Raw genomic sequence first — 12,165 nt, forward strand, 5'->3', positions numbered from 1 at the left:
GTGCTGCGGCCTAACAAATAAGAATTTATTTAAACCCGTTGAGCATGCGTTCGCACACTACAGGCGTTGGCCTGTGATTGTCATCCACAGCAACAAAGGTAAAGCTGCCACGAATCGCTAAATGTTTGTCATCGCGGTGCATGGTTTCAAGAAATATCTCCACATCCACTTTTAAGCTGGTATTGCCCACATGGACTACACGAGAAACCAATTCAGCAAATGTGCCCGCTGGTATTGCTTCTTTAAAATCGACACGGTCGGACGAAATAGTCACTAATGGCTTGCGACAAAAACGGGTGGCTGCAATAAATGCCGCTTCATCCATCCATGCCAGTGCATCGCCACCAAATAAGGTATTATGATGGTTGGTACGCCCAGGGAACACGGTTTTAGTCACCGATGTTTCAGAATCTTCTATGCGCTGTGCAACAACGGCTTCTTTATCTAACTTACTGCTCATTCGTATTAACTTCACTCGCTAATGTATCAATCATAAGTAATTGTGGATCCAATCGTTCATTAAACCAATTGAAACGCCAATCTAAATGGGGGCCAGTTACCCGGCCAGTAGCCCCTATTTGCCCTATCACATCGCCGGTTTTCACGGTATCCCCCACATCAACCAACACCTTGTGCATGTGAATATAAGTGGAGGTAATGCCATAACCATGGTCTAAAATAACGGTGCCACCGGAATAATAAAGCTCAGGATGCGCCATCACGACTTCACCACTGATTGGTGCATAGATAGGTGTACCTGTCTTGTTAGCGATGTCGAGACCAAAGTGTGGCCGTTTAGGGGTGCCGTTAAAGTAACGCTGGCTGCCATACACACCGGAGATTCGACCCACTGCAGGACGATATACCGGCTCAAGGAACGCCGTGCGTTCACTGTTGTTAGCACGCGCTTGGCGAACCAGTTTTGCATCGTTACGGATGCGCTCTAAAACCTTTTCAGGTGGGGCGACATATTTACTTGCCACACCTTCTATTTTATCTATTTGATACTCGCGCTCCGCAATGCTGAAATCAAGTTGATGCCATTGCTCATCTTGACTTTGCCACTTTAATTGCTGATCAGTTTGTGCATCACGGCCGAAGCCAAAAACAAAATAGCCATCTTTGCTAAGCTTAAGCTCGCGCTCAGCAAAAACGACCTTTTTAGCATCTTGTAGCTGCCCTATAACCATACCGCCTTGGGTCAACTGACCTTTAATCAATGGGGTCGGCAGCTCTTGGGCTTCGCCATTAATGGGCGCACACAATGATGCCCCTAGGAGCAAGGCGGTGATTGCAATACGTTTAAGCATAACCAATCGCCCCTTTGCCTACACCTTCATAGGCGCGAACCTCTACTTGCTTATCCGGGTAAGCTTGCTTAATTTGCTTGGCCATATAATCGGCGATACATTCGACTGTGGTATCACAAGGCAGTACCTCAGTACGCTTTGCACTGATTGCCAATTCAAACTCACCTTGATTAGCATGGTAACGGCTACAGATGTCTCCCGGTGCTGCGCTTATATCTTGTAAGTGTGCAGCCTCCACCACATCCTCTTCGCTGACCAAGTAAATATCAGCCCAACGCTGCGCCCACTGCTTTTGCACACTGGGCATGGCCATACCATCTAGCCAAACGCCTAACGTTGAGCGGTGGCCATGAACAATTCGCTGGCAGTTGCCGTCGTGTTTTTTTAGGCCATGAGAATAATGATAATAAAAGCTCTGATGCTGCTCAGCACGCAACGTCAAAGTAATACCTTTGACGTTCTCTGGCAGCTGAGGAGTGATTTCTGCGACTAGATACTCGGTCACTACTTGCTCATTAATACTCGGTGCGTCAATCAAGCAAACCGCTTGCTTTGGGCCGCTCATAGCGAAATGGTGTTCGTTGTTATCGCCAAAGTTACTTTCCAGCGTCACTTTGTCATCGCCCTGAAGGATATCGATATTGGCTTTAGTGGGTACCGCCAGGGTGTGGTCAACACTGTTATCAATAATGCCCTTGATTTGTTTTTTCACTAAACCAAAGTCAAGCAACATGGATTCATCGTTTAAATCGCCGTCTAAAGTCAAGTCAACAATCCAACTCTCACCAACCGGGCCGCGCTGGGGGCAAAAAAAGGAGAAATCAATCACGGTTAAGTCGTTGACGAAGAGCGTCATACACTGTCCTTGCATGCAGTTGAGAAGATGTCGCAATTATACAAGGGATGAAGTAAAAATGCTGCCTGAATTTAAATCCTTGGTGATAAATCCAACATTGCTACGTAGCAATAACTAAGTAGTCACACTACAGACACAAAAATGGCGTAAAAATAACATCCTAAAGCACTGTTCAGAGTTGTTTAGCGTACAAGTGTACGCTAAAGTAGCTGGCAAATTTTCGACAATAAAGTGTGTTATGGAACAAAAAAATAGCTACTCCAAAGAAGACTTGGTTTCATGTGGCCAAGGTGAAATGTTCGGCGAAGGTAACTGCCGCTTGCCTATCGATAACATGTTGATGATGGACCGTATCACCTCAATCACTGATGACGGTGGCCAATACGGTAAAGGCGAAATTGTCGCTGAACTCGATATTAACCCCGACCTATGGTTTTTTGATTGTCACTTTAAAGGCGATCCGGTGATGCCCGGCTGCCTTGGCCTCGATGCAATGTGGCAGATCGTTGGCTTTTTCCTTGGTTGGTCTGGCGGCCCTGGCTTAGGACGCGCCTTGGGTGTAGGTGAAGTAAAATTCACCGGACAAATTTTGCCTACTGCTAAAAAAGTAACTTACCGTGTCCAGATGAAACGCGTGATTAAGCGTAAATTATTCATGGGTATGGCCGATGGCACAGTGGAAGTAGACGGCCGCGTTATTTATGAAGCTAAAGATCTAAAAGTGGGTTTATTCCAAGATACCAGCGCTTTTTAAATGTAGACGCTAGAGACGAAAAACGCCGCGTAATTGCGGCGTTCTTTTATTCGTTTGCTCTTTATACTTTATACATAGAGCGGTCTTCGACGGCTTCACGCCACCCTCCGAGCCATTGTGATCGTGGATCTATTTGTTGGTAGGGGCAATGTTCTTTTGAACGGCCTGCCATGCCTGCTTTATAACCTTGAGAATGTGCACGTTCTAGACGATCACGCTTTTGTCTCTTCATAGGTAAGTCCTCACCATTATAGTTTTGATACGTTGTAGTGAATCGGTCATCTACATTTAATGGATAGTTAATAAAACTGTCACTTGCAATCAACAAATTTAACCTTTGCCTATTGACAAACCCTAACTGGCTGAGCGCGGATTAAATTTAGTTTTGAAAAATTTCAGTGGTCGTACCTCGCGTTCGCCGACCTTTTTATTGGACTATTTTTACGTGGATTTTCGCGCGCGCTAAAATGACCAAACACGCGCTTAACGCTTGTAAATAAAGACAGTGGTTTCGCTAAAAAAGTTCCTGCCCTTAGTTCTAATCTGCCGTCTATTGACCTTAAATTCAACCCTTAATTTGACACAAATTTGCCATAATTTATGTTCATGTATAACGCTAACTCTAAGTTCAACACCAAGCTGGCTTTGTTATGTGCTTAGTCATGCACAGTGCACGTGATTACTGGCTCAATTATGTTTTTTAGGATTTTTTGCCAGGAAGTCTTCGCTCTGCACGGCGCACAATTCGAACTCTCGCGTGTTTTTGTACGGGAGTTTCATAAAGCCCGCAACACCTATGCCGTCAATGGCCATCGCGTATTGCATAATCTCATCAAGTAGTTGACCAAACCGCACTTCTTGGCTGGCATCCAATAACCGATAATAATGGTGTATCTTCAAACGTTGGGGCAAAGATTCAAAAATGATGCATCCGGTGTGATGTATTTTATTAAGCTCAAATACGCATTGAATGATTTTCTTGGGAAGCTGTAGCTGCTCATCCGGGTCTTTACCATCTTCAAAATAAGAATGCGGCCTCAGCATCTCAGTACCGGGTATATTAATAACGTCATAATGCAATTGTGGCAGTTGCTCGAACTTAAAGGCACCGGTGGCATCACGCTCAAGTTGAATTGTTTGTCGGGCATCGAATAGACAACATTTAAATAACCCTTTTTGGGTGATCCCTTGCGCCAACTTCACGGTGTTATCTACCGCATCTTGGAATGAAGGCTCTAATGACTCGTCATACAAGATTAAGCTTGATTCAACAAACAGTGATGACTGCTTCCAGTGAAAGCTCAAACCGCCCACAACGGGGTATTTAGCCAAGCGGCTGATCGCTGCCAAAAACGCTTTTTCAGTATCACCGGTATCAAATAAAAATTCTCGGTAATAGCGCTCCAATTGCGCATCATTAACATCAACCAACCGCTGTTGACTGTCTGCCTGACGCAAAAACTGCTTACGCGAGCTGTACACTACCGTATCGGGCAAAGTCGCTACCTGCGCTTTCCAAACGGGGATCAATGCTTTATCCCGAACCACCGGATTATCAGGAACATAGGCGCGGGCCATGGTCGGCATATTACGCATAAAATAGTCGCCGCCGGCGTCGCGCGTTGCCTTGTCTTTGCTGAGCATGGCATCAATCACCCGGGCAAATTCTTTGGGTAACCCCAGCGATGCAGCAGGTATCACTTGCGCACCAAAACGGCACGACTGCGCTGACGCCAGCGCGTACAACGTTGACGCCACCCCCTGCTCGTCAAAACGCGGAGACGATTGCGCCCCAGACATTTGCTCATCACCAATAAAGTAGACATCCCCCATGCGCGCGTTGGTATTGGTTACATCCGCAGACATTAAGTCCATCACATTTGCGGCAATGGGCTGCCCACTGGCATCCAGCTGCGCATAAACAGAGCTCCCCCAATCAACCAGTGACAAGGTTTTGCTGCGCTCATCCCAGACCAAATTGGAAGGCTTAATATCCCCATGAACAACGGGCATAGGAGTGATCCCACCTCGGTAGTTTCGTAATACGTGTAATAACTGGTGGAGCTGCAGCGCTAAATCGAGAAGTTGCTTGGCAGTAAACTTGCCTTGGCGAATAGATAATTGCTCTAAGTCTTCACCCTCAGCTCGCGCCATCATCAATATGCCTTGCTTTTTTACCCGCTCAAAGGCATAAAATTGCGGGATCATCGGATGATCAAAACGTGAAAGCATATGGGCTTCGTCTTCGAGCCTATCGCGCACTGATTGCGCTAAGGTAATACGAGAGAATTTAAACACCCAGTGTTGTTGCCTATCATCAATACCTGCGAACACAAAACCAAATGCGCCGGAGCCAATTAACTCAACATTTTTATAGCCCAGCATGGTGAGCTGTTTAATGCATATATTCAGCCATTGCTTATGCTTTTTAGCATCGCGATGGGAGAGCAAATAAATAGATTGCTCTTCATTAATATAAAAATTGGTGATTGCCCGCTGCGCCAAGCTTGCCTCTGGGTGTTATCTGCTAACTAATTGCTAAGTTTACGCTTTTTGTTACATATTCGACAACATAAAGCACCACTTTGCGCACCTAAAATGCTTGTCCTAAAAACGGCAATAACGTATTCTTTTACGCTTTGAACGACAACGAAAGGGAATTCCCATGAAAAAAGTACTAATCGGCGGTGCTGTTGCCGCTGCTGTGGCGGCAGGCCTTTATTATTCAAACCAAGGTGCTGGCGGCGGCGCGAGTATGGCTGAGCTAGATTATGTGCCTGCTGATACTGTCTTTTTTGCTTCACAGTTAAAACCGTTTCCATATAAGCAATACGCACAGTTGTTGCCATCTGACATGATGTCCAGCGGCACCGACGAAGAGCTCACCCAAGCTATCGAACGTGCAAAGGCTCAAGGAAACGTTAACGCCGTATTCTTCTTCGAACTGCTAAACCAATACGAGAGTAGCGTACGCGATGGCAGTTATACGCAAACGTGGGGCATTGGTAATGACCTACGCTACCTAGGGTACGCTATTGGTTTAATGCCGGTAATGCGCGCTGAGCTCGAACAGCCGCAAAACTTTATCAGTACGCTGAAAAAAGCAGCCGACAACGCAGGCATAAGCTACGCTGATGAATCATTGAATTCGCAGTCTTACACCCGTTTTACCCTTGCACTTGATGACAGCAGCTCTGTGGCGATTATCGCTGCGATTAAAGATAACTGGCTAACAGTGACCCTAGATAGTGAATTCAACAATCAAGATGACCTTGCCTTAGCCCTTGCCACTGAAAAAGCGCAAACAAGTTTAAACAGCTCCAATCGTGTTAATGACTACATCAATAAGTATCAGTGGGACGGCAGCTCGATTAGCTACGTTAACTTTGAAGCATTAGCTTCAGCAGCAGTCGCTGACAAACCTTCACGTTTAAGCAGTATGCTTGATGCCATCCTTACGAAAATGGGCCAAGCACAAGCAATGCAAGCTTTGCGCACCCCTGGTTGTAAAGCAGACATTCCAGCTATTGCAGCGAAATGGCCCGCTATCGTCTCTGGCACGTCAAATGTCAAAGTCAGTGACAGCAGCGCCGACTTTGATGCGGATATTGTGATTGAAAGCACGGATAAAGATATTTTGGGCGCGTTACAAACTGTTCGCGGCTTTATTCCAAGTCACGTGACCAATAAAGACGATGGCTTATTTAGCGTCGGTTACGGTATCGATGTGGGTAAACTTGCACCACTTGCTAATACCGTTTGGAACGCATTTACGCAGGCTGAGTTTACCTGTGAGCCGCTAATGATGGCACAACAGCAAGCGAAACAATCAAACCCAATGGCTATGGCGATGGCCACCGGCATGGCTGCCGGAGTAAAAGGGATCAGCGTTAGCGTACAAAATGTGGTGATGGATTTCAGTGGCTATACCCCACAAGTAAGTGATATTGATGCGTTAGTCACGCTTAGCGCCGATGATCCAACAACACTCATAAACACCGCAAAAGGGTTAGTGCCGCAGCTAGCACAAATTGAAATCCCGAGTGATGGCACGGCTATTTCGATGAATGAAATTATGCCAGTGCCTGCCAGCGGTAATGTGGATGCTCAACTGGCTATAAACGGTCAGCACATCACTGTATACAATGGTGAAAAATCAACGGCGCTCGCCGCTGACATGAGTTCACAAGCAGTGGATGCCAACGGTGTATTAGGTATGAGCCTGCAATTTGCACCGATGATGGACATTGTCCTTGAAGCCGCCGCCAGTACAGGTGAAGAATTGCCACCTGAAATCCACTCGTTGGCTAAGCAAAACATGAAGCTATCATTGACAACAGATATCACCGACAACGGCATTGAGATGAAATCTGAAACCAATATCAGCAAAAGTAAATAACCACTAAAAAGGGCGCTAACAGCGCCCTTTGCTATTTTTAGCTTGCCAATACTACAGGCGAATACCGCCGTCTATCTCGACCACGCGACCGGTAAAGAAATCATTTTCGAAGATGTACTTCGCCGTATGCGCGATTTCTTCTGCTTCACCTAAACGGCCCACCGGCTTCATTTTAACAAGACGCTCTTTCGCTTCAGGCTTCATTGCATCGGTCATTTTGGTGCGGATCACGCCAGGTGCAATGGCACCCACACGAATACCATAACGACCAAGCTCTTTAGCCCAGCTTGTGGTCATGGCCACTACACCCGCTTTAGCTGCTGAATAGTTAGTTTGCCCCATGTTTCCGGAACGAGCCACACTGGACATATTAATAATCACCCCGCCCTCGGCGTGCTCCACCATGTGCACGGCGGCTTCGCGCCCGCACAAGAACACCCCGGTCAGGTTAACATCAATGACCGATTGAAATTGGCTTAGTGACATTTTATCGACCACCTTGCCCTCTTTCGCCTTGATAAATAAACCATCACGCAAGATGCCGGCATTGTTTATCAAGCCGTGGATAGCACCAAAGTCTTTCGCTATAGCAGCGAATGTCTGCTCAACTTCTTGTTCAACGCTGACATTGCAGATATAGCCTTGGATTTTGGCATCGGCGAGCGTGCTGTGGGTTTTTAGCTGTGCTATCGCCTCGTCTAATAAAGCGCTGTCCATATCAATCAGCGCCAAATGTGCACCGGCTTTCGCCGCCATAGCGGCCATCGATAATCCCAAACCTTGGGCTCCACCGGTGACAACGACTACTTTGTTGTTTAATTCCATGATTACTTCTTCTCGAATAAATTGAATATAGCACTGAAGTCTTGCGCCCCTGCCCCTTGGTTTTGTAGCAGGGTGTACAAGTTTTTGCTGAGCGCCCCTAAAGGGGTAACCGAGCCAGAATTCTGAGCGGCTTCTAGTGCTAAGCCCAAATCTTTGGCCATTAAATCGACCATAAAACCGGGCTGATAGTTATTGCTTGATGGCGCGTTTTCCAGTACCCCAGGGCAAGGATTGTACAATTCTAACGTCCAGTTCCGCCCCGAGCTATTGACCATGATGTCCGACAGCACTTTGGGGTCTAAGCCGTGATTGATGCCCATTTGCAGAGCTTCACTGGTCCCGGCCATTAAAATACTCAGCAGCATGTTATTGCAGATTTTTGCCACCTGACCGGCGCCAATATCGCCAGCATGGAAGATATTTTTCCCCATATCTTCCAGGACCGGTTGCACGGCATTAAAGTGAGTCTTAGCGCCACCAACAATAAAGGTCAAGGTACCAGCACTGGCTCCAGCGACGCCGCCCGAGACGGGCGCATCGACAAAGGCAATGCCCTTATCGGCTAAGGCTTGTCCGACTTCAGTGGCACTGGCCGCATCAATGGTTGAACAGTCAATCACTACGGTGTCACTGGCTAAATGATGGATTAAACCATCGTCTGCCAAGTACAGCGACTTAACATGCTTTGCCGCTGGCAACATGGAGATCACAAACTGTGCGCCGTGGGTGACCTCATCAGCGGTTGTACCTGCATGCGCGCCTTCATCGGCAAGCTCGTTGACCACCTGCTTGTTTAAATCAAACACGCTCACCGCGTGGCCAGCCTTAATTAGGTTACGCGCCATAGGCGCACCCATATTACCTAAACCAATAAATCCTATTTTTGCCATGCTGCCTCCTAGACTAGGGTTTCAAGTGGGTGTTCACGCCACTGGCGATTAAAAAAGCGCTCAATTACCGACTCAGGTACCTCTTGCAAACTTGGGTATTGCCACTGCGGACTCATGTCTTTGTCTATCAGCAATGCGCGCACCCCTTCTTGAAACTCACCCACTTCACAGCACGTCACCGACATACCCAGCTCCATTTTGAAGCAGGCTTTGAGTGACAGCCCTTGAGCACGCTTAAGTTGTTCAAATACCAGGTGAGCACTTAGCGGACATCCATGCTTCAGCGTTTTTACGGCTTTAGCTAACCATTTATCATCACTTTCTATACCCGTAAGGTAGTTTACCTTACCTGCTAAATCGCTGTATTCGCTCATACGATTTATGGTGTTCAAATGAGTGCGCAGGCCACCTTTTTCCATGGTTTTTGACTCACCATCAAACTTCTTCAAAAGTTGAGTGAGCTTATCATGATTAAGTGCAGCCACTTTGCCCCAACTCTGCTCGCACAAGGTTGCCAGTAAGGCGGTAAACTTGTTGCTATCGATACTGTGATCGGCAAGGGCAGCGAAGCGCGCATCATCGGCATTCATCAATGCCCCGGTCAGGCCTAAGAACAAGCCAATGTTGTCCGGTGCTTTTTGCAAAAAGTAGCTCGCGCCTACGTCAGGATACAAGCCAATGGTGATCTCCGGCATCGCAAGCTTTGAGCGCTCAGTGACCACCCGATGACTGGCGCCAGCCATTAGGCCCATACCGCCGCCCATGATAATGCCATCGCCCCACACAACAATCGGTTTGTTGTAACAGTGGATGGCATAATCAAGACGGTATTCCTCACTGAAAAAGGTTTGCCCATAGTCTGCAGGCTCCCCTGTAGCCATAGCGCTGTGCAAGCTGACGACATCACCACCAGCACAAAACGCTTTATCACCCATCCCCTTAAGAACTACAAAGGCTAATTCATCGTCATCGGCCCAATGCTTCAATTGCTTATCAAGCAAGCGAATCATATTCAAGTTCAGCGCGTTGAGAGCCTTAGGGACATTGAGCGTTGCCAATCCAATTTTAGAACCGTTGCTACACTGAGCCAGTTCAAAGACAACTTCGGCGTCTTGATTATTTAACGGGATAAGTTCGTCCATTAGCCATTCACCCACTTCGCTTTACGCTTTTCAAGGAACGCGTTAACGCCCTCGGTTTGGTCCTGGGTGTCGAATAGCTTCACGAATAACTCGCGTTCAAGTGGCAAAGCGCTGCGAATATCGCCATGACGCCCCTGCTGAATAAGAGTTTTACAATAGCTGACCGCGACTGGGCTTTGCTCACCTACCTGCTCAGCGAGGGCAAGAGCTTTATCTAAGCTTTCACCGCTGCCAACGACCTCTTCAATTAAGCCTATGCTATGCGCTTTGTCCGCTTTAATACGCTCACCACACAAAATCATGCGCTTAGCCCAACCTTCACCAACTAAGAGCGCCAAATTTTGAGTGCCACCAGCACACGGAAGTAGACCCACTTTAGCCTCAGGTAAGGCCATCTGCGCTTGCTCTTCGGCGATGCGAATATCACAGGCTAAGGCCACTTCCAAGCCTCCGCCCATAGCAAAACCATTGATGGCAGCAATAGACACACCACGAAAATCGCTTAAGGTTTCAAAGGCGGCGCCAAATACTTGTGACATTTGTGCAGCAACGCCTTTATCGCCACTGGCAAACACATTTAAATCGGCCCCAGCAGAGAAAAACTTTTCTCCTTCCCCGGTAAGCACCAAGGCAAAAATGTCCTTGTCGGCGTTTAGGGCTTCAACCTGCTCTTTAAGTGCTGTCAGTGTCTCTTTCGTCCACGTATTAGCCGGTGGGTTGCTCATTGTTAAAATGGCGGTGTGGCCACGTTTTTCCAACTTTATTTGTGCTGAGGACATAATGACTCCTTATAGAATTTCGCTGACGTGATCGGCCAAAATACGACGCGCAATGATCACTCGCATGATTTCGTTAGTGCCTTCTAAAATTTGATGTACGCGCACATCACGAAGGTGGCGCTCCAATGGGTATTCTTTGATATAGCCATAACCGCCATGAATTTGCAGTGCATCATCGCAGACCTTTACGCCCACATCGGTGGCAAAGCGTTTAGCCATGGCGCAGTAAGTGGTTTTTTCACTGTCATTGCTGTCGAGCTTAAACGCCGCTAAGCGGATCATTTGTCGGGCCGCCACCAGTTCGGTGTTCATATCTGCGAGTTTAAATTGCAGTGCCTGAAACGCCGCTAATGGCTTACCAAATTGTTCACGCTCTTTTAGATACTCTTTGGCGGTGTTCAATGCCTGCTGCGCCGTACCTAATGAGCAGGTCGCAATATTAATGCGGCCACCATCAAGCCCTTGCATAGCAAACTTAAAGCCCTCGCCCTCTTGACCTAACAAATGGTCTTGAGGAATGCGTACATTTTCAAACGTGACCAAACGAGTTGGTTGCGCGTTCCAGCCCATTTTTTCTTCGGCTTTACCATAGCTGATCCCTTCGGCATCGGCAGGCACAACAAAAGCGCTAATGCCCTTGGGCCCTGCTTCGCCGGTGCGAGCCATCACTACTAACACCTGAGTACTGCCAGCGCCGGAAATAAACATTTTTGAGCCGCTGATCAGATAATCATCCCTGTCACGAACCGCTTTTGTTTTTAGCGACGCCGCATCGGAGCCACTGCCTGGCTCGGTTAGACAATACGAAGCCAGTTTTTCACCGGTGACAAGCTCAGGGCAATAACGCTCCTTGGCGCTATCAGTACCAAAGCTTGCGACCATCCACGTTGCCATATTGTGGATAGTAAGCATGGCGGTTGTGGCGGTACAGCCCTTAGCTAGCTGCTCGAAAATAATGCTTGAGTCAAGACGTGACAGCCCTAGACCACCGACTTCTTCCGGAGTATAGAGTCCACAAAAGCCCAGCTCACCGGCTTTTTGTAGGGTCTCTATTGGAAAAATATGTTCTTGGTCCCATTTAGCTGCAAACGGGGCCAACTCTTGGGCAGCAAAACGCTCAGCCATATCGGCAAAGGCTTGTTGGTCTTCTGTAAGGTTAAAATCCATAATGCACTCTCTTTACTACTTACATAGCGGCCGGATTTAACCG

12 protein-coding genes are annotated in these 12,165 nt (G+C 47.5%); 2 read left to right on the forward strand and 10 right to left on the reverse strand.

The features are described from left to right. Positions 1-25 precede the first annotated feature (25 nt). The 3 genes from MHM95_RS01285 to MHM95_RS01295 are packed head-to-tail and all read right to left on the reverse strand — an operon-like array spanning position 26 to position 2,166. Positions 26-460, reverse strand: a complete 435-nt coding sequence (locus MHM95_RS01285) for an acyl-CoA thioesterase (protein WP_022944214.1) — start codon at positions 458-460, stop codon at positions 26-28. Further along, complete coding sequence (locus MHM95_RS01290) at positions 450-1,310, reverse strand: M23 family metallopeptidase (protein WP_239383986.1); 861 nt, start codon at positions 1,308-1,310, stop codon at positions 450-452. The genes MHM95_RS01285 and MHM95_RS01290 overlap by 11 nt, the downstream gene beginning before the upstream one ends. Next, positions 1,303-2,166, reverse strand: coding sequence for a 6-carboxytetrahydropterin synthase (locus MHM95_RS01295; RefSeq protein WP_022944216.1), 864 nt, complete (start codon positions 2,164-2,166; stop codon positions 1,303-1,305). The genes MHM95_RS01290 and MHM95_RS01295 overlap by 8 nt, the downstream gene beginning before the upstream one ends. Positions 2,167-2,404: 238 nt before the next feature. On the opposite strand from MHM95_RS01295, the gene fabA reads away from it, so the two are divergent. Beyond that, positions 2,405-2,920, forward strand: coding sequence for a bifunctional 3-hydroxydecanoyl-ACP dehydratase/trans-2-decenoyl-ACP isomerase (gene fabA, locus MHM95_RS01300; protein WP_026111005.1), 516 nt, complete (start codon positions 2,405-2,407; stop codon positions 2,918-2,920). Between the two features lie 61 nt (positions 2,921-2,981). Here the strand turns inward: fabA and rmf are convergent, their stop codons facing one another. Continuing rightward, the gene (gene rmf / locus MHM95_RS01305) at positions 2,982-3,152 is read right to left on the reverse strand and encodes a ribosome modulation factor (protein ID WP_026111006.1); all 171 of its coding nucleotides are present in this window, start codon (positions 3,150-3,152) and stop codon (positions 2,982-2,984) included. A gap of 455 nt (positions 3,153-3,607) precedes the next feature. Next, the gene (locus MHM95_RS01310; RefSeq protein WP_239383987.1) at positions 3,608-5,425 is read right to left on the reverse strand and encodes a protein kinase; all 1,818 of its coding nucleotides are present in this window, start codon (positions 5,423-5,425) and stop codon (positions 3,608-3,610) included. 160 nt (positions 5,426-5,585) lie between these two features. On the opposite strand from MHM95_RS01310, the gene MHM95_RS01315 reads away from it, so the two are divergent. Continuing rightward, on the forward strand, positions 5,586-7,319 hold the full coding sequence (locus MHM95_RS01315) for a hypothetical protein (protein WP_239383988.1): 1,734 nt from the start codon (positions 5,586-5,588) through the stop codon (positions 7,317-7,319). Positions 7,320-7,370: 51 nt separating this feature from the next. Here MHM95_RS01315 and MHM95_RS01320 read toward each other — a convergent pair whose 3' ends face one another. Genes MHM95_RS01320 through MHM95_RS01340 form a run of 5 tightly spaced genes read right to left on the reverse strand, consistent with a single transcriptional unit; the run spans position 7,371 to position 12,122 of the window. Beyond that, complete coding sequence (locus MHM95_RS01320; protein WP_022944548.1) at positions 7,371-8,144, reverse strand: SDR family oxidoreductase; 774 nt, start codon at positions 8,142-8,144, stop codon at positions 7,371-7,373. Between the two features lie 2 nt (positions 8,145-8,146). Then, positions 8,147-9,034, reverse strand: a complete 888-nt coding sequence (gene mmsB / locus MHM95_RS01325) for a 3-hydroxyisobutyrate dehydrogenase (protein WP_239383989.1) — start codon at positions 9,032-9,034, stop codon at positions 8,147-8,149. Between the two features lie 8 nt (positions 9,035-9,042). Next, positions 9,043-10,176, reverse strand: coding sequence for an enoyl-CoA hydratase/isomerase family protein (locus tag MHM95_RS01330; RefSeq protein ID WP_022944550.1), 1,134 nt, complete (start codon positions 10,174-10,176; stop codon positions 9,043-9,045). After that, the gene (locus MHM95_RS01335) at positions 10,176-10,955 is read right to left on the reverse strand and encodes an enoyl-CoA hydratase (protein ID WP_022944551.1); all 780 of its coding nucleotides are present in this window, start codon (positions 10,953-10,955) and stop codon (positions 10,176-10,178) included. The genes MHM95_RS01330 and MHM95_RS01335 overlap by 1 nt, the downstream gene beginning before the upstream one ends. 9 nt (positions 10,956-10,964) lie before the next feature. After that, positions 10,965-12,122 (reverse strand): acyl-CoA dehydrogenase family protein, encoded by a 1,158-nt coding sequence (locus MHM95_RS01340; protein ID WP_239383990.1) that lies wholly within the window; start codon positions 12,120-12,122, stop codon positions 10,965-10,967. Positions 12,123-12,165: the final 43 nt, after the last annotated feature.

This window comes from Pseudoalteromonas sp. CnMc7-15, from assembly GCF_022347925.1.
In the GTDB taxonomy this organism is placed as follows: domain Bacteria; phylum Pseudomonadota; class Gammaproteobacteria; order Enterobacterales; family Alteromonadaceae; genus Pseudoalteromonas; species Pseudoalteromonas ruthenica.

What these genes read in the sequence shown, in the direction of transcription:
- MHM95_RS01285 (WP_022944214.1), bottom strand. Translation starts at nt 460, where the DNA reads ATGAGCAGTAAGTTAGATAAAGAAGCCGTTGTTGCACAGCGCATAGAA.
- MHM95_RS01290 (WP_239383986.1), bottom strand. Translation starts at nt 1,310, where the DNA reads ATGCTTAAACGTATTGCAATCACCGCCTTGCTCCTAGGGGCATCATTG.
- MHM95_RS01295 (WP_022944216.1), bottom strand. Translation starts at nt 2,166, where the DNA reads ATGACGCTCTTCGTCAACGACTTAACCGTGATTGATTTCTCCTTTTTT.
- fabA (WP_026111005.1), top strand. Translation starts at nt 2,405, where the DNA reads ATGGAACAAAAAAATAGCTACTCCAAAGAAGACTTGGTTTCATGTGGC.
- rmf (WP_026111006.1), bottom strand. Translation starts at nt 3,152, where the DNA reads ATGAAGAGACAAAAGCGTGATCGTCTAGAACGTGCACATTCTCAAGGT.
- MHM95_RS01315 (WP_239383988.1), top strand. Translation starts at nt 5,586, where the DNA reads ATGAAAAAAGTACTAATCGGCGGTGCTGTTGCCGCTGCTGTGGCGGCA.
- MHM95_RS01320 (WP_022944548.1), bottom strand. Translation starts at nt 8,144, where the DNA reads ATGGAATTAAACAACAAAGTAGTCGTTGTCACCGGTGGAGCCCAAGGT.
- mmsB (WP_239383989.1), bottom strand. Translation starts at nt 9,034, where the DNA reads ATGGCAAAAATAGGATTTATTGGTTTAGGTAATATGGGTGCGCCTATG.
- MHM95_RS01330 (WP_022944550.1), bottom strand. Translation starts at nt 10,176, where the DNA reads ATGGACGAACTTATCCCGTTAAATAATCAAGACGCCGAAGTTGTCTTT.
- MHM95_RS01335 (WP_022944551.1), bottom strand. Translation starts at nt 10,955, where the DNA reads ATGTCCTCAGCACAAATAAAGTTGGAAAAACGTGGCCACACCGCCATT.
- MHM95_RS01340 (WP_239383990.1), bottom strand. Translation starts at nt 12,122, where the DNA reads ATGGATTTTAACCTTACAGAAGACCAACAAGCCTTTGCCGATATGGCT.